This is a genomic window from Allobosea sp. FG18 (genome assembly GCF_057809495.1).
In genome coordinates this window covers 138,022-152,955 of sequence record NZ_JBMDKB010000018.1, presented here as the reverse complement: position 1 = coordinate 152,955, position 14,934 = coordinate 138,022, and the positions used below count along the sequence as shown (strand labels likewise).

The window sequence follows — 14,934 nt, the reverse complement described above, 5'->3', positions numbered from 1 at the left end:
TTCACGCTCCGTTCGACCTTAACGTACGATTTTGAACAGCTCTTGTTCTGACCCCAAGAAGGCTCTGGAGGCGGCCGAAGATGTCGTGGCCGCCGCTTACGCTTTCCGCTCCGGTCGGGTGGCTTGGCGAGCTAAACACGACGCCGACGGCGAGGCGCGCTGAGCCTCAGATTGAAAGGTCAGCGAGCTCCGGTGCATTGACCATCTCAAGGCGGACGCGTTCGCGTCGCAGAGCCATGCGGGCCGCGCCAAGCATCTCTGTTGTCGTCAGAGACTGAGGAGTGAAGCCCCTCGTCGACATCCCCAGCTCGATGATCGCATCGGAAATGCTCGCGATTTTCTCCGGTGGCACCGCCAGAACCTCCCGCGAGGTGGGACGCGCGGAGGTGCCCTCGATTGCCTTGCGGAGGGCTTTATACGCGTCGAGCGACGCATCCGGGAAAAAGCCAATCGTCATGCGTCCGGCGTTGACCAGGCCATGGCCGATCTCGATCAGGCCCGTCTCCATGCTGCAGCCGAAGAATCCGCGATCTTCGAAATCCCCATCGGCGCTGCGGACTGCGCCGAAATGCGGCTCCACGGGGCAGCGAAGCGCGTGGGCAAGAGCCTTGATCTGAGGCATCTCATTCGTGCGGAAAGTCAGCCACGGCTTGTAATCTGAGCGGACGCTGCCCTCCTTGATGCTGTGATACGTCGGATAATCGACGCGCAGTGCTCCTCCAGAGGTCGTTGGGTTGTACACATAGAGCGGTTCCGGTGCGCGGATATAGAGGCGTCCGTCGATGACGATCAACGATTGGCGAACCCGGGCCGCTGCGTCCTTCGCCGCGTCCAGGTTCTCCTTGGTCGTCTCACGCAGTTGGGCCTTTTCAAGCTCAATCGGCTCTCCGAACCTCCCCTTGGAGTCGATCGCGAGTGTCTCTTCGTCGAAGGGGAACTCTGGGGAGGTGCGCTTCGCATTGTAGACGTTCGTCGCGACCTCCTTGATCGAGGCCACGATGGCCGCGGCGGCGGTGTCGACGGTGAGGTGCTCGGCCTGCGAAGACAGCAGGGGGCGCCAGGCATCACCATTCCAGCGGCGATAAGGCTCGACATGTTCGTAGCGCGCGAACCTCTGGATCTCCACTACCAGCGGAGCTTCTGCTTCGCTGAGGTCAGGGAGCGCAATCGGTTTCAGGTCGACGACAGTGTGCTCGCTCGACACCCGGCAGCCGCGCCTGATGACCTCGATCTTGCTGGGAGCAGGAAGCCACACGACGGTCTTCGGGTGAGATGGGGTCTCAGAGTTCATGTGAGCATCCCCAGGGACTGCTCGGCCGCCACATCCGCCACGTAGCGATCCCAGGCTTCGAGAGAGCGATTGGCGCTCTTGCAGAATTGGCTCCACCCCTCCGTGTCGGTCACGGTGTCAACAAGAACCCGCCAGCGCGTAGCGATTTCGTGCGGGTCGGCGTTGTCACGGATCGTCGCGGAGAATGCCTGATATGTTTCGAGCTGGAGCGCCGTAATGGTGTCGATCTGCTCGCCCATCTTCCGGCGTGCGTCGGTGAACGCATATTTCGCATCGCCCAGAAAGCGCGGCGTCTCGTCGTGTCGGTAGAAAACCAGGTCGGGTCGCAGAACCTCGATCTTGCCGGAAATTGCGTCGCCGTTGTCGATGTTTCGCCGCCTCACACCAGACGCCAATAGCTGCTCGACAGCGCGGTCGTAGAAGAACGCCGGGAAAACCGATTCGGCCGACGGGGTGCCCTTCACGGCACCGATATTGGTCGCCTTGAGGAAGGCGCCGCCGTGAAACTCGACGATTTCCCAAACCGGCTCGGACGTCGGCTTGAAAATGCGGTCGCCGACGACGATCAGCTTGGAAGCCATCGCCATGACGTTGGCGATGGCAGCTTCCCGTCCCGACTCGATCACGCGCCCGGTTGCGATTTCTTCGGGCCCGACCGCCGAGTTGGGCGCCCAGTCAGTTAGCCCGGGGCGATTGATCTCCCGGCGACCCTCGATCATCTCGGCGATGACGTAGTCGGCCGTGAGCTCGGAGTCGTCTCCAGACCAGCCTTTGGTCAGCGGCCGCCAATGCGTCCTATCGACGGTGCGAATTTCCGTGACATCGGTCTTTGCCGCATGGAGGCCGTAGGCGTTGGGGCTGACCTTGAACGAAACTGGAGCAGTTTCGTCATCCAGAACCCGGATCGCGATCTGAACGCTCTCGCGGATGAACCTGCGCTGGGCATTGCGGTGCCGAGGGGGGAGGTGCTCGACTTCGTAGACGACAGGGATGTCGATGATTCGAGGGGCCAGGCTCATATCAGGCTCCGAAAGCGCGCGAGAGGTCGTCTACGGCCGAACGCGACGCGACAAAGCGATCCCAATCGTCGAGCCGCTGGAGGGACGTGGAGTTCAAGGAACGGCCGGCCTCGGTCTCCTGCATCATGGTGGCGAGGCCGCGCAGCGCTTCGACGGCTTCCTCGATTGGGCCATCGGCGACCGCCTTGAGGTTTCGGTACCCTTGAAACCATTCGAGAGGAGCGGTGTCGACGGATCGCTCCAAACTCAGCTTCATCGAGGAGACGAAGCTCGTGATGTAGCTCCGCATCCGCGGCTCCTCGTCGTGCCGATACCTCAGCAAGTCGGGCCTCATGATCACGACGGTGCCGACGATCTCGGCGCTGTCGCCATTGTTCATCAGGCGGAGCTGGTCCCGCGCGCGCTCCGCATCGAGGAGGCCGAACGTCCGGTCCGAACGAAGCTGTCCCTGAATTTGTCCGGGCAGGACGACGTCAGCGCGGAATGGCTGTCCCCGCTCGCGATGCCTGATGTGGAAGACCGGTTCCGGCATCACTTCATGCACGGTCCCAGCGATCACGGCATAGCGAGAAAGTTTCCGCCGCAGATCCGCGAGGCGCTCATCTCGATTGTCGCGAGAAACCTTGCCCTCGGGGAGCTCACCGAAGGGCTTTGAGCGTTCCAGGATGTGCGAGCCGCCCGAGGCGTAGTGGGATCCGCCACCGAGATAGGCGCAGAAGGCATCGAGCTTGCTTGGGACGCCATCATCCACACCTGCGGGACGATAATGCGCCGACTCGGTCGAGCGCATTGAGAGCATCCCGCCGTCCGGAGAGGCGGTCAGACCGTGGATGCCCTCAAACGTGACTGAGACGGGGGCTGTCTCGTCGTCGAACACGGCGAAGGCAACCGGCACCAGCTCGACGACATGGAACTCCTTCTCGGAGCGATGCCGCTTCGGAGTGAGCACGACCCCATAGGTCAGCGGGACGTCAATGACGAGCGTTTGGCCGGACATGAATAAACCTCTCGCGCCAGGATGAGCCTCGCGCTGGCATGAGACAAGCGGGCTATCCCCGCATTCTGCGCAACCCCGCCACAAGAATCGTTGTGGCAATCCTTGGTTCGTCGGATCGTTTCTGGATGGATACGGATCGCCGGGCCTCACTGTGAAGGCTGTCTCCCTCTTTGCCGGAATTGGTGGCTTCGATCTCGGCCTCGCGCGGTCTGGGATTGAGGTGGAGCTTCTCTGCGAGAAGGCAGCCGCGCCGGCGGCTGTCCTGAAGTCGAGGTTTCCGGGCATAGCGTTCCACGATGACGTCACCACCCTCCCCTCTATCCCTCGGACCGATCTCCTCTGCGCCGGTTTTCCGTGCCAGGACCTTTCAGCCCCCGGCAAGAAGGCTGGGATCCAGGGTGAGCGCTCCGGCCTAGTTTCCCACGTCTTTCGTTTGATCGATGAGGCCGGGCCGCGTGCTGTTCTGCTGGAAAACGTCGCGTTTATGCTGAAGCTGCAGCGAGGGGAAGCGATCGCGAGGCTTGCCGAAGCCTTCGAGGAAAGAGGCTATCGCTGGGCCTATAGAGTGGTCGACGCCAGGTCCTTCGTCCCTCAGAGGCGCGAAAGGGTGATCCTGTTCGCGACGCGGGAAGGGCCAGATCCCGCTGACATCCTTCTCGCTGATGAAGCGCAGGCGCCCGAGGACCTGCCCGATTTCACCGCGGCGGCGCACGGCTTCTACTGGACCGAGGGCAGGAATGGCCTTGGCCTGGTGCGCGATGCAATTCCCACGCTCAAGAGCGGATCGACGATCGGTCTCTGCTCGGCCCCGGCCGTCATCATGCCAGATGGCAATGTCGTGACCCCGGATATTCGAGACGCCGAGCGTTTCCAGGGCTTCCCTGTCGATTGGACGAAGCCTGCGGAAGCGGTTGGGGGAGAGGCCTCTCGATGGTTTGCCATCGGCAACGCAATGTGCGTGCCTGTCGCCGGCTGGGTCGGGAGCCGCATCGTAAACCCGGGCGCGCTCGATCGCTCACGTTGCCGTCCCTTTCAGGACCGATGGCCGAAAGCAGCCTACGGTAGCGCCGGCGGCCGCATGCAGGTGGATATCTCCTCATTCCCGCATTGGGTTGCGCGTCCGCCGCTCTCCCGCTTCCTGGAGCACCCTGGAAAGCCGCTATCGGCCCGCGCGACCGCCGGGTTCCTCCGGCGCGCGAGCATGTCGAAAAATCTCAATTTCCGCTCAGGCTTCCTCGATCGGCTCGAACGCCATCGCGACGCGATGGCCGTTACGCGCTGAGTCGACGCGCCAGCGGCTCGACGTCGATGAGGGGCGCGGTGATCGTCACCTCCAGCCGCCCAGCCTCGACCCATTGACCGCCGGCTTCCTTGAGCTTCACGACTACACCACCGTGCCTGACCCGTTCGAGGGGAATGTTGGTGATGACGAGCTCGCTCCAGCTGTGGCCGCTGAAGGAAAGGGAAACCTGCTTTACCGCCAGGATGTCGCCTGCAAGCGACTCGATGCGGAGCTCACTTTTCACGTCGCCTTTCTCGGTACGATCCAGCCAGATCACGGCGTCCAGGGGGAGGATTTCTCCGATGGGAGCGGAGGTCATCTCGGCGCGTCCGGGGATCACGCCCACGAGTTGGCTGCGCCCGTTGTGGAGCTTCAGGGCCTTCTCGCAGAACAGGGTGGTGATGACCTTCATCGGACCGCTTTCTTGGAATCGTCCATCCATCCTACGCGGAAGCGGGGAATGCGCCACACCGTTGAGGGAGAAATTAAAAAGGGCACAGGTCAGTGGATTGAGACAAGGATTGTGACGACGGACCTTGCCTGCCTCCCGACCTCTGACTAACCATCCTTGTGAACGCGTTCGAACCCGATCGCGACCCAGCTAACGAGTCTACGACAGCATGAACTACGCAGTCGCCTCAGAGGAGCACGACTCCGCAAAGGCACCGGGGGCTTTCCCGATGCCTTGCGGTGAGCGCGTGGCTGGCCGGATCAAGTGGTATGACCTTGTTCGCGGCTATGGCTTCGTCACGATCTCCGGCCGCAATGTCGACGCGATGCTCCATGGGAACGTCGTCCCCGACTCGATTCCGTTCGACTCGCTCCTGCCGGGGGTGACGCTCGATTGCGAGGTGATGGGGACGAATCGTGGGTTGCGGGTTGCCCGCATCCACTCGCTCGACGCCTCGACGGCCGAGCCTGAAGAGCAGCGCGCGGTGTCGCCGATGTTTCCGGCGATGCTGAAGTTCTTCAAATGGGAAAAGGGCTTCGGCTTCTTCTTCGATCCGCAGGGCGGCGACGACATCTTCATTCACTACGAGACCCTGGCCCGCTGCGGCGTCGACCATGTGCTGGAGAACCAGACCTGGTTGATCGCGACCATCAAGACCCCGAAGGGGCAGCATGTCGTCAACATCGCACAATACGGCCCGTGACAGCGCCGAGGGCGGCCCCATCGAGGCCGCCTATCTCGGACAGCTGGCGCATGCTCGTCGCTTCGGCCTCGTCGATCCCTCAGTCCCCCGGGAACTGAGGGGAGGCCCAATAGCGCCTTCCGAATGGGTGGCCGCCGAGCCCGGACGTGCGGAGCGGTTCGCTGCAGCATGCGCACGCCTTGAGCGCCGTATCCGCGACTCGTCCGCAGTTTTCGCAGCAGAATGTCGGAAGCAGCCGGCGCTTCAGCCCCCGCGACTCATCGCGCCGCTTGTCGCGGCCGCCGGCGGCGTCGCCGAGTGGATGAACGCTTCCTCCTAGGGCTTTGTCGTTTTCGGCCAGCCTGGCAATGATGAGAGATGCCTTCGACCGCCATCCTGCACACTCAGTCATCGATCTACGCGCAGAATCGCGCCCCGCGTGGCGCTGTGACCGCGCGCTGGGCGCGTCATCCGCTTGAGGTCGAGGTGCCGCGGATCGATCGCCGCGAGCTCCAGGGAGAGGTTCCCGGTGGGCCAGCGCTCATCGCCTGGAATGGGCGTTGGTATTCGCTCGCTTCGCCGACACTGGGCGGCTTCAACAGCCGGTTCGGCGATGTCGACAACAAGAAGGATCTCTTCTTCTCACCGTTCCACGAGCCCGAGCGGGGGCGCATCTACATGCAGGCCCGCTCGAAGCCCGGGATCGACCCATCGCTGCTTCGTGGCGCAGAAGACCGAATTCGCGAAATGACCAAGCGGCGATTTCTGGTCATGGGGGACGAGGTCTACTTTTCCAGGGGCACACTCGGTTGGCACGTTGGCGTCCGGGCCGGGACATGGTGCGTCCGCCGATGCTGGGTGACGCCGCGGGCGCCGGATCTCCGGACGAGCGACGAGAGCAACAACATGACCTCGGGCATGCTCGTAGACGGGCGCCTGGGCACCTTCTTCGACGTAAACCAGCTCGCCGATGCCTACGAGGCAGCACAGGCCTTCGCTACAGCCGCGGGCCAGCGGTTCGAGCCGATTGCGAGCCCCGAGGACCAAATCGAACGCTTCGGCTCGATGCCGTTCCTGGTCGATGAGATCGCGGTGACGGCCCAGATTTATGCCGACGAGTTGCGAAAGCTCGTCGGCCAAGTCGAGATGATCTCGCTCGACGACCGGTCGGCCCACGCTTGGATCGCTTTCCTCGAGGCGGACGAGGCGGAGCACCCGGAAGGCATATTCGCGACTGGAGCTGAGTTCGCGGCATCCTTGCGCGACGCCGTCGGTCGAATTCCCGGGATCGGAGAGCTGATCGAGCGAGCTGGCAGGGCGAGTGCAGTTATCGCCTTGCGCCGTGAGCTCGACGCTGCCGTGAAGCTCCAGCCCAGAGGCTTGATCTAATGGGCGCGATTTGGGTCGACTTCACCTATTCCCTGGATCTGCTTCGCAAGCGGGCAAAGCATCCGGTCCCGTTCAAGGCCTCGGACCGGATCGCACTGCGGCTCGATGAGCGCAGTGATATCTCTAGAGAACCCGCTTTCAAAGGCGGACGGTTCGAGCTCTCGCGTTACAACCTGATCGACGGACAGCTCTTCTGGTCAGGCGATGTCAACGAGGCTGGTGAATTGGTCGGAGACGACTGGGCCTACTCGCCGCTCGCCTTCACGACGTCGCCTGCAGAGGAGCGCGGCAAGCCGGAAGGCACGGTGTTGCGCTCCGATCGAGATCGCATCGCTGCGGCTTTGGAGATGACGTTTCGCGGCGCGTTCGTCGACGTGGATCGTCGAGCCGTCCTTGTACCGTGCGACCCGCCGGTACTGCTCGTCAGCCTCGGAGCGCCCGGCGAGCACAAGCACATCAGCGTCAGCCTAGACTTCAGCGCGCAGCGAGCCAGGTCGCATCGCGAGCTGGCGCCGCATCGCCAGGGGGTGAGCCTGGCCGTTCCGTTTCCGCTCGCAGCCAAGGCTGATGCGCTCGAATTCGCGCGCGAGCTCGCGCTTATGGTGGCGGAGCGCCGTCAGCGCGTTCCGCGCAATCCGTTTGAACTCCATCCCTTCAAGCCCGAGAAGACTGTCGAGATCGAAGTCTCTCCGCTGCTGCCGGAGCTGATAGGTGACCAGCCAAAGCCGAATGATGACACAATGGCGGCGCGCGTGCTTGCGATCCTCATCCTGGCGCCCTCCCCTGTTCAGGAAATCCAGAAGCTGGGCCTGCCCGGCAATGTGACCGCCACCGGTGAAGGCGGAATGACTGCGAAGGCCGCCCGCGCGCGACTCGATGCTTTGCGGGCTGCTCGCGGCTTCCTTGATGACACCGTGGCGCTTGAGGAATTCACGAGCGCGGTAACCAGATTGGAAGCCGAGATGGAGGAGCATTCCCGCGTCCACGCACAGGACGCCAGCTCAGAGCAGCTTGCGGATCATTTGGCATTGCAGATCGCGGCCACCAGGTTGGCTTATCCACACCTGTTCATCGAGCCTGCATATGACGAGGGATTGGCGACGTTGTCGCTCTAGAAGGTCCTTGTGCCTGTTTGCCCTGTGATCCATAACTTGGTAATGGAACGAGCACGCAATCCTTCATCGGTTCAGAAGATCCTCGCCGCGTTGGGAGAAACGCCCTCGCCCCGCCGCGCGAATCCATTCGTTCATCGCGTGGAACTTCCCGAAGGGACCGTTATCTTCACCGCGAAGGCACAGCGCCTGGTTCGGGTGACGAACCTCGTCGATGGTGGGCCGGCGCTTCCTCCGCTGAACGTGAACGGCATGCGTCTGCGCGTCGACTTCACAGGACGTTGGTCACGCGACCGGTTTGCATGGGTGACGGTCGACACGATCAATGCCGACGCCCGCAAGGAGGCGGTTCCGCCGACGATCGTGCAAGCCGCTCAATTGCTGCTTCGCGATGTGGTCGGGCCGAGGCGCCGTCTCTCCATCGAGGCTGAGTTCGTCGCTGTCGGCCTCAGCCGTCGCCGGATCGACGAAGAAATCGCCCAGGTCGAGCTGGAAATCTCTCGTCGGAAGGAGAAGCTGAAGCAGCTGAAAAGCCGCCGGGGAACCGAGGTCAGCTTCTTCGACGAGCAGGTCGCGGCGTTGAAATCCGAGCTTGAGGAGCTTGCAGAGCCTGAAGAGGCCCTGGCTCCGATGCCGAGCTTCTGAAGGCGCACGATGTCCGCAGCCGAAATCCAGATCAAGAGCCTTCCCTGGCAGTTGGAGGTCGAGAACGGGCAGGAAACCAGGTTCGCCGATAGCGTGATCGGTCGCTTCGTTGCGTGGGAAGAGAGAGGGAAGGCCTACGCGATCCTGCCGGCCCTGCCTCGTGCCGAGATGCAAAACCGGCGGCATGTCGGCGCCGCGATCGAGGATGCTCTCGCCTTCTGCCAGCAGCACTTCGACGCCGCCATTCGCTCGGCGCTGGCCTGATAGCACGCTGCCCGGCTGTTGCGCTCGAACCACGGACCTGACCATTCGGCAGGAAGCGGCTTGTCGGACGCAAGGATTACGCGTATTTCTCGCTCTCGTTGATCCTCAAAGGATTCTGGAAAAGTGGGCCACACATTCCACATCGGTACGTCGATGTCGGACTTCGCCAAAAGAAATTGGCGGGGACGTGAAGCCTATTGCCTTTCGCCGTCAAGCTTGGGTCTGCAGCCGCAGTCCCCAGTGGTCACCGAAGGCACCTTTTCCCGGATCATGAGTGAAACCCGATCGAGCCTATAGCCGATTGAGGACACCACGACCGGACCCCCAAGTTCCGGTCGCACCAGATCCCTGAACGTCAGCACGTTCGAGATCCTCGCCCGGGACGAATATCCCGAAGCGAGGAGCCGAGCCCATGCACGGCGCAGATTGGACCCCTGAACTCGACGCCGAGATCGTCCGCCTCCGTCGCGACGAGCGGCTCAGCACGCCCCAGATCGCGTCGCGCGTCGGACGCACCACCGGCGCCGTCTACGCGCGCTTCCGCAACATCGACGCTCTCATCATGGATCGCCGTGAATGGGCGGCCGATGAGGTGGAGAGCCTCGTTGCGCTCGTCGGGGCCGGCGAGCTGACGATCCGCGCTGTCGCAGAGGAGTTGGGGCGCACGGAGACCTCTGTCCGCTGGAAGCTGGAGCACCTCGGCATCAAGCCGAACCGTCGTCACGACTGGACGCCGGAGCAGCTTGCGCGCCTCCGCGAAGCTTTCACGCGCGATCCGAAGATCTCGAACGCCGAGCTTGCAGCTCTCCTTGGCCGCCCCGAGTCCGGGGTGGGCGCCAAGGTCGTGGAGCTCGCGCTGCGTCCGCCTCGCCATTGGAGCGAGGCGGACGTCGACAAGCTGCGCGCCGCGGCGAGCCTTGATGAGGCAGTCGAGACGACCGGTCGCGATCGCGGCTCGGTCCTTGCCAAGGTCTACGCGCTCGGGATCCGCTTCCCGGACGCCGTCGACAAGGCCTGGACCGAGGAGGCGCTCGCGCAGCTGCGGGCTCTGATCGAGGAGCGTGGTGACGGCGGGAACGCGCTTGTGTCCATCGCGGCCGAGATCGGGCGCACGGTTCGGGCAATCCAGGTGCAGGCGCGGAAGCATGCGATGATGGCTCCCAAGCGCCGTCGTCGAGCGCTCGATGCAGATGGGCGCGCGGAGATCGTCGCCGCGGCGACCGGTGGCATGTCCATCACGGTTGCCGCGAAGACGCTTGGGCGAGACGTCCGCATCCTCCGTCAGGTCGCTGACCAGGCGGGAGTTGCGTTCGCTGCCGCTGTGCGCGGGCCCGTCGCCAAGCCGAAGCCCGCCAAGCCGATGCGTGTTCCGCTCCCCGTGGCAGCTCCGCGGTTGGTTGAAGCCGTTGCGCCTGCGCCTCGTGCGCCCACTCAGCGCGAGCTCAAGGCGGAGATGGTGCGGCTCGCGGCAGCTTCGACGGTGCCCGTGCGACGCATCGAGGCGGTCGTGGTGAAGGAGCCGGCTCCCCGAGCAGCTCCTGCGAAGCCCCGCATCGTGCCGAAGGCGGCGCCGCGGCCTGTGGAGCCTCGTGTGGCTGCTCCCGCAGTCCGTGTCGCGCCTGCGCCTGTCCCGAAGCCCGTCCAGGCCCCTGTGCCCGTCCAGGCAGTGGCGCCGGCGCCGGCGAAGTTCGTCCGCAAGCCGGGCAAGAGCAACTTCGGCTGGGTCGCTCCCGCTCCGCGCGGGAAGGACACCGGACGCGACGCAGCTTTGGCGCTGAGCGCTGGCATGGCCGACCAGGTGGCGCGCTTCCTCGCGGAGCGAGGGGCGAAGCGGCCTGAGGCCGATCCGCTGGAAGCCACGATCGCGGCAATCCGTGCCCGTGGCTACTCGGTGATCCGTGAGGACGGCGTGTTCGTGATCGACGCCCGCCATCGACTCGCCGGGAGCGATGCTCTGTTCGCATTCGCCGAGGCCCGCGGCCTGCGCGTCCCGCCGGCGATGCAGGCGGCTGAGTAGTCGAGGGGAGCCGGTTGGCCGGCACCCCTCCCCCGAGATTCCTGAGAGAGAACGACCATGGCCATCCATTTCCCGGCCCTCGTCCTCAACGCCGATGCCAGACCGCTCAGCTACCATCCGCTGTCGCTCTGGTCATGGCAGGACGCTGTGAGTGCCGTCATCGCCGATCGCGTTCAGGTGCTCGCGCACTACGACGAGGTCGCGCGCAGTCCATCCTTCGAGATGCATCTGCCGTCAGTGCTGATGCTTCGGCAGTATGTCGACCTTGACCGCCCGGCGGCCTTCTCGCGCTGGAATATCTCGGTCCGGGATCGATTCGAGTGCTGCTACTGTGGCGCCAAGGACGAACTGACCTTCGACCATGTCCAGCCGCGTTCGCGTGGCGGGCCGATGACAGCCGAGAACATTGTTCTCGCCTGCAGTCCGTGCAACTCGCGGAAGCGGAACCGGACACCTGAAGAGGCAGGGATGGTTCTGCGGCGCAAGCCGTATGCGCCGACGGTCGCCCAGATTCGGGAAATCGGAAGGAGCTACCCGGTGCCGGATCTTCATAAGACCTGGCTGGATTGGCTCTATTGGGATGTGCCGCTTGAGGCCTAGGCGCGGACTTTCGCCGCCATAAGACACTTCGCTCCGCCACATAGACGGCGCGCGCGAGGCTACCCAGCATCCCAAATGATATCGCCCGCTACCTTGGAGTAGCGGGCGATATCATGATGTAAAATCAATATGCTAGAGCCATCAGTGACCGCGGATGGTCTCGATCTGCTTCGTCAGCTCGCCGACCGTCTCGGCCGCGAGGTCATCCGGGATCGTGATGTCGAACTCTTCTTCGAGCGCCATCACGAACTCGACCTGATCGAGCGAGTCGGCACCGAGCTCTTCCTTGAAGCGAGCCTCGGGCTTCACGAGGTCGGCTTCTACGCCGAGGCTCTCGATGATGACCTTCTTGACGCGGTCAGAGACGGTCATTTCGGCAGTGGTGGACACGCTTGAATCTCCATTGGTGGCGCCGGCGGCGCCGACGTAGCAAGAACAGTGGAGACGATCCTTTGAGCTATCCTCGAAGTCAATCCGGGATTTTGCGCCGCATCAATTTTCGTTTGCTGCGCTCGTCAGGGAACCGCTGCCCTTGCGAGGAGGCATCGCGAGCAAGATGCACAGCACTGCAGCCTGAATGAGCGCGCCGGCCGCTTCGCCCTTTTCGCCCAACAGAACGAGTGGGAGAGCGGGGAGCAGCATCGCGAGGGCGATGGTCTGCAGCGCGTTCAGGCCGATATCCCGGCCTCGGCAGAATGTTGCCGCAAGCGCGCCTGTCAGGCCGGCGCAAAGCAGCGCAGCTCCGAGGAACCCCGGGATGTTCACGTTCTGGGATCCAGAAGCCTGCAGTTGGGCCATGCCGTATCCGACGGACCAGTTGCCGACGCCAATGGCCAGGAGAGCGCAGGCCATCCGGGCCGCGAATTCGCCGCGGTGGATCCTGGCTTTGAAATCGAAGAGTTGCTTGAGCATCGAGCGCCTCGGAAAGGAATGCGACATTCTCCTGCAAGGACGCCGTTGCCTCAAGGATCGGCGCTCCGGCTTCTGCCGGCCGTCCACTGTTTGCCCCGCATTTTGTGCCTTTCATCGCCGGCGGCCACGCTCAGGCCAGGAGCTTGAACATGAGCAGCAACGTCATCAATCGCTACGCGACAATCGCCCAGGCGCTCGGCTTTTGCCTCGCAGCGGGTGAGATCAAGCACGCTGGCACCCGTGTTGGGACTTTCGACATCGAGACCGCGGGCGATCGCGTTTTCACGACGCTTTGGCCGGCCTCCCATCCGGGGCAGATCCTTCTCTCCCAGTCGCTCCGGCTGGATGATCGAACTCTGATCGCTGAAGCCGCGGCCGAGTTCGAGCTTTGCCTGCGCGCGTGGCTTGTCGAGGTGGACCGGCTGCCCGAGGCAGAGGTCGTGACCGATTACGGGCTCCAGCGCTGGCTCGGCCGCGCGGCATCTGTTCCGCTGGCTCGTGAGCGCCTCAAGGCGCCGTGCTGCGGGGACGTGGCCTTTCGCCTCGGCGAGGGCGCTGGGCCTCGTTTCCGCTCGCGCTCTGCGGCTTCGACAGAGATCGTAAGAACGGCTCGGGAGCTGGTGTCGAAGTTCGATCGTACCGGCGCCATGGCGCTCATGCGGCTGGCTGGATCGCTTGCGGAGGCCACTGATCCGGCGATCGGCTATCTCGCCCGCGCCGCGCAGTCAGAGCTGCACTACCGGCCTCGGAATATGAGCCTGGCGTGGCGTGTCGGCTCGATGACGCGTGTACTCCTGCTCGGAGAAGCGAGCGCCGTAGCGCACGGGATGAACTTGGAAGGGCCGATGACGGCCCCACAGATGGCGCTGGCGGGCTGAGCTCGCTGGCGTCAGTACCAGTCCGACTCGTCCATGGACGAGCAGCGCTTGCAGATTCGGTTGCCGGCGCCGGAAGAATGGAAGGGCTTCGAGCAGGAAAGGCAGGTGCGGATCATCGAAAGCTTTCGGCGATCCGCGACAGGCTTCGCAGCGGCCGCAGGCTGAGCCGCCTTCTCCAGCAAAGCGTCGCGATCGAACGCGATCGTCTTCCTGAAATCGCGGATGTCGTGGAAGCCGTCTGCGAGTCGTGACGCGATCGCGTCGACGCTGCGCCCGAGGGATTCGGAAACCTCTACGATTCGAATCCTTCCATCCGGATCCTTGAACTGCGCAACGGCCTGTTCCAGGCGCGATTCTTCGTCGCTCGTCCACTTCTTTCTGTGGCGACCCTTTTCCTCGCTGCGGCGAGGCAGATTCAGGCGACTTGCTTCCGTCTGGATCGCCCCTTCAGGGCGATCCATTAGTAACGAAATCAAGAAGATACTCCCTACCGAATCCCAGAAACGGATCAGATCGCGCTTGTCGCTCTCGGTCCAGGGGCGGCGGGCAATTTCCTGCAGCGTCATACGCCCAACTTTCATTGACTATCGAAGGAACGTGATCGAGAACTTTTGGTGCGTCAAGGAATAAGGCCTCTTGCCTTCAACGACCAATCCGTCAGACCTTGATGACATGGAAGGACGAGCATGAACCGCGACGAATCGCATAAAGGAAAAGGGAAGTCGGGTGGTCGCAAGGCCCCGGCTCCTTTCCACGCGTCCGCCGCACGCCCGCATCACGATGAGGCGGCTGCGACTGAAATCGCGCGCAACGCGTTTTCGCGTGAGCGGTATGAGTTTCTGCTGCGCGTGCTCTTCATCACCTTCGGCGTTCTCGCGCTGTCGGTGGTCGCCAACGTGTTCTTTGGGATGCGGCCGGTTCCGGTTCGCTATTTCGCCACGGACCCGGAGGGCGGCATTCGGGAGGTCATTCCTCTGGAGCGTCCGATCCAGACGACGAACGAAGTGCTGAACTGGGCGACCGACTCGGTCGTTCGGTCCTTCACGTTGAACTTCGCGAACTACCAGTCGCAGCTGAACGAGCATCGCCTGCTGTTCACCGACTCCGGATGGAAGAGCTATCAGAACGCTCTTGAACGCTCGAAGGTGCTCGCGACCATCATCAAGGAGCAGCTGGCGAGCACCGCCGTCCCCCAGGGGGCTCCCGTTATCGTCAGCCAAGGCATCGTCGAGGGCGGCCGCTATGGCTGGCGCATCGAGCTGCCGCTCCTTCTCACCTACGAAAACGTGTCTGGGCGCAACAGCGAGCCGCGCGTCGTCGAGCTTGTTGTTGTCCGTCGTCCTGAGGTCGAGAACCCCCGCGGGCTCGGCATCGCGCAGATCTTCGCGAGGTAAG

Annotated in this window: 17 protein-coding genes; 10 read left to right on the top strand and 7 right to left on the bottom strand. The window is 63.5% G+C overall.

Annotation, left to right across the window (positions count from 1 at the left end):
- Window positions 1–166 precede the first annotated feature (166 nt).
- Genes ACODTJ_RS20025 through ACODTJ_RS20015 form a run of 3 tightly spaced genes read right to left on the bottom strand, consistent with a single transcriptional unit; the run spans window position 167 to window position 3,406 of the window.
- The gene (locus ACODTJ_RS20025) at window positions 167–1,291 is read right to left on the bottom strand and encodes a hypothetical protein (RefSeq protein WP_488849735.1); all 1,125 of its coding nucleotides are present in this window, start codon (window positions 1,289–1,291) and stop codon (window positions 167–169) included.
- Window positions 1,288–2,310, bottom strand: coding sequence for a hypothetical protein (locus ACODTJ_RS20020; RefSeq protein ID WP_488849734.1), 1,023 nt, complete (start codon window positions 2,308–2,310; stop codon window positions 1,288–1,290). Before ACODTJ_RS20020 ends, ACODTJ_RS20025 begins: the two co-directional genes overlap by 4 nt.
- A gap of 1 nt (window position 2,311) precedes the next feature.
- The gene (locus ACODTJ_RS20015; RefSeq protein WP_488849733.1) at window positions 2,312–3,406 is read right to left on the bottom strand and encodes a hypothetical protein; all 1,095 of its coding nucleotides are present in this window, start codon (window positions 3,404–3,406) and stop codon (window positions 2,312–2,314) included.
- A gap of 52 nt (window positions 3,407–3,458) precedes the next feature.
- Here ACODTJ_RS20015 and ACODTJ_RS20010 point away from each other — a divergent pair, with 52 nt between their 5' ends.
- Window positions 3,459–4,589 carry a DNA cytosine methyltransferase gene (locus ACODTJ_RS20010; RefSeq protein WP_488849732.1) on the top strand — a complete coding sequence of 377 codons (1,131 nt, stop codon included), beginning with the start codon at window positions 3,459–3,461 and terminating at the stop codon, window positions 4,587–4,589.
- Here the strand turns inward: ACODTJ_RS20010 and ACODTJ_RS20005 are convergent.
- On the bottom strand, window positions 4,579–5,001 hold the full coding sequence (locus tag ACODTJ_RS20005; RefSeq protein WP_488849731.1) for a hypothetical protein: 423 nt from the start codon (window positions 4,999–5,001) through the stop codon (window positions 4,579–4,581). The two genes, ACODTJ_RS20010 and ACODTJ_RS20005, sit on opposite strands and share 11 nt — an antisense overlap.
- A gap of 208 nt (window positions 5,002–5,209) precedes the next feature.
- Here ACODTJ_RS20005 and ACODTJ_RS20000 point away from each other — a divergent pair, with 208 nt between their 5' ends.
- From ACODTJ_RS20000 to ACODTJ_RS19970, 7 genes are all read left to right on the top strand, one after another.
- Window positions 5,210–5,743 carry a cold-shock protein gene (locus ACODTJ_RS20000; protein ID WP_488849730.1) on the top strand — a complete coding sequence of 178 codons (534 nt, stop codon included), beginning with the start codon at window positions 5,210–5,212 and terminating at the stop codon, window positions 5,741–5,743.
- A gap of 357 nt (window positions 5,744–6,100) precedes the next feature.
- Complete coding sequence (locus tag ACODTJ_RS19995) at window positions 6,101–7,111, top strand: hypothetical protein (RefSeq protein WP_488849729.1); 1,011 nt, start codon at window positions 6,101–6,103, stop codon at window positions 7,109–7,111.
- The gene (locus tag ACODTJ_RS19990) at window positions 7,111–8,226 is read left to right on the top strand and encodes a hypothetical protein (RefSeq protein WP_488849728.1); all 1,116 of its coding nucleotides are present in this window, start codon (window positions 7,111–7,113) and stop codon (window positions 8,224–8,226) included. Before ACODTJ_RS19995 ends, ACODTJ_RS19990 begins: the two co-directional genes overlap by 1 nt.
- 42 nt (window positions 8,227–8,268) lie before the next feature.
- Entirely contained in the window at window positions 8,269–8,868 is a 600-nt protein-coding gene (locus tag ACODTJ_RS19985) for a hypothetical protein (RefSeq protein WP_488849727.1), read from the top strand.
- 9 nt (window positions 8,869–8,877) lie between these two features.
- The gene (locus ACODTJ_RS19980) at window positions 8,878–9,132 is read left to right on the top strand and encodes a hypothetical protein (protein ID WP_488849726.1); all 255 of its coding nucleotides are present in this window, start codon (window positions 8,878–8,880) and stop codon (window positions 9,130–9,132) included.
- A gap of 412 nt (window positions 9,133–9,544) precedes the next feature.
- Window positions 9,545–11,149, top strand: a complete 1,605-nt coding sequence (locus ACODTJ_RS19975; protein ID WP_488849725.1) for a hypothetical protein — start codon at window positions 9,545–9,547, stop codon at window positions 11,147–11,149.
- A 57-nt stretch (window positions 11,150–11,206) separates the two neighbouring features.
- Window positions 11,207–11,749 carry an HNH endonuclease gene (locus ACODTJ_RS19970; protein ID WP_488849724.1) on the top strand — a complete coding sequence of 181 codons (543 nt, stop codon included), beginning with the start codon at window positions 11,207–11,209 and terminating at the stop codon, window positions 11,747–11,749.
- Between the two features lie 141 nt (window positions 11,750–11,890).
- Here ACODTJ_RS19970 and acpP read toward each other — a convergent pair whose 3' ends face one another.
- Window positions 11,891–12,121: an acyl carrier protein gene (gene acpP, locus ACODTJ_RS19965; RefSeq protein ID WP_488849736.1), complete on the bottom strand. Its 231-nt coding sequence runs from the start codon at window positions 12,119–12,121 to the stop codon at window positions 11,891–11,893.
- A gap of 120 nt (window positions 12,122–12,241) precedes the next feature.
- Complete coding sequence (locus ACODTJ_RS19960) at window positions 12,242–12,661, bottom strand: DUF805 domain-containing protein (protein WP_488849723.1); 420 nt, start codon at window positions 12,659–12,661, stop codon at window positions 12,242–12,244.
- Between the two features lie 149 nt (window positions 12,662–12,810).
- Here ACODTJ_RS19960 and ACODTJ_RS19955 point away from each other — a divergent pair, with 149 nt between their 5' ends.
- A complete protein-coding gene (locus tag ACODTJ_RS19955; protein WP_488849722.1) occupies window positions 12,811–13,539 on the top strand; it encodes a hypothetical protein in 729 nt (242 codons plus the stop codon).
- 11 nt (window positions 13,540–13,550) lie between these two features.
- Here the strand turns inward: ACODTJ_RS19955 and ACODTJ_RS19950 are convergent, their stop codons facing one another.
- Window positions 13,551–14,105 (bottom strand): hypothetical protein, encoded by a 555-nt coding sequence (locus tag ACODTJ_RS19950; RefSeq protein WP_488849721.1) that lies wholly within the window; start codon window positions 14,103–14,105, stop codon window positions 13,551–13,553.
- Between the two features lie 120 nt (window positions 14,106–14,225).
- Here ACODTJ_RS19950 and ACODTJ_RS19945 point away from each other — a divergent pair, with 120 nt between their 5' ends.
- Window positions 14,226–14,933, top strand: coding sequence for a DotI/IcmL/TraM family protein (locus ACODTJ_RS19945; RefSeq protein WP_173049854.1), 708 nt, complete (start codon window positions 14,226–14,228; stop codon window positions 14,931–14,933).
- Window position 14,934: the final 1 nt, after the last annotated feature.

Excerpts from the sequence above, each read along its gene's own strand:
- ACODTJ_RS20025 (WP_488849735.1), bottom strand. The coding sequence starts at position 1,291 with ATGAACTCTGAGACCCCATCTCACCCGAAGACCGTCGTGTGGCTTCCT.
- ACODTJ_RS20020 (WP_488849734.1), bottom strand. The coding sequence starts at position 2,310 with ATGAGCCTGGCCCCTCGAATCATCGACATCCCTGTCGTCTACGAAGTC.
- ACODTJ_RS20005 (WP_488849731.1), bottom strand. The coding sequence starts at position 5,001 with ATGAAGGTCATCACCACCCTGTTCTGCGAGAAGGCCCTGAAGCTCCAC.
- ACODTJ_RS20000 (WP_488849730.1), top strand. The coding sequence starts at position 5,210 with ATGAACTACGCAGTCGCCTCAGAGGAGCACGACTCCGCAAAGGCACCG.
- ACODTJ_RS19995 (WP_488849729.1), top strand. The coding sequence starts at position 6,101 with ATGCCTTCGACCGCCATCCTGCACACTCAGTCATCGATCTACGCGCAG.
- ACODTJ_RS19990 (WP_488849728.1), top strand. The coding sequence starts at position 7,111 with ATGGGCGCGATTTGGGTCGACTTCACCTATTCCCTGGATCTGCTTCGC.
- ACODTJ_RS19985 (WP_488849727.1), top strand. The coding sequence starts at position 8,269 with ATGGAACGAGCACGCAATCCTTCATCGGTTCAGAAGATCCTCGCCGCG.
- ACODTJ_RS19980 (WP_488849726.1), top strand. The coding sequence starts at position 8,878 with ATGTCCGCAGCCGAAATCCAGATCAAGAGCCTTCCCTGGCAGTTGGAG.
- ACODTJ_RS19975 (WP_488849725.1), top strand. The coding sequence starts at position 9,545 with ATGCACGGCGCAGATTGGACCCCTGAACTCGACGCCGAGATCGTCCGC.
- ACODTJ_RS19970 (WP_488849724.1), top strand. The coding sequence starts at position 11,207 with ATGGCCATCCATTTCCCGGCCCTCGTCCTCAACGCCGATGCCAGACCG.
- acpP (WP_488849736.1), bottom strand. The coding sequence starts at position 12,121 with ATGACCGTCTCTGACCGCGTCAAGAAGGTCATCATCGAGAGCCTCGGC.
- ACODTJ_RS19960 (WP_488849723.1), bottom strand. The coding sequence starts at position 12,661 with ATGCTCAAGCAACTCTTCGATTTCAAAGCCAGGATCCACCGCGGCGAA.
- ACODTJ_RS19955 (WP_488849722.1), top strand. The coding sequence starts at position 12,811 with ATGAGCAGCAACGTCATCAATCGCTACGCGACAATCGCCCAGGCGCTC.
- ACODTJ_RS19950 (WP_488849721.1), bottom strand. The coding sequence starts at position 14,105 with ATGACGCTGCAGGAAATTGCCCGCCGCCCCTGGACCGAGAGCGACAAG.
- ACODTJ_RS19945 (WP_173049854.1), top strand. The coding sequence starts at position 14,226 with ATGAACCGCGACGAATCGCATAAAGGAAAAGGGAAGTCGGGTGGTCGC.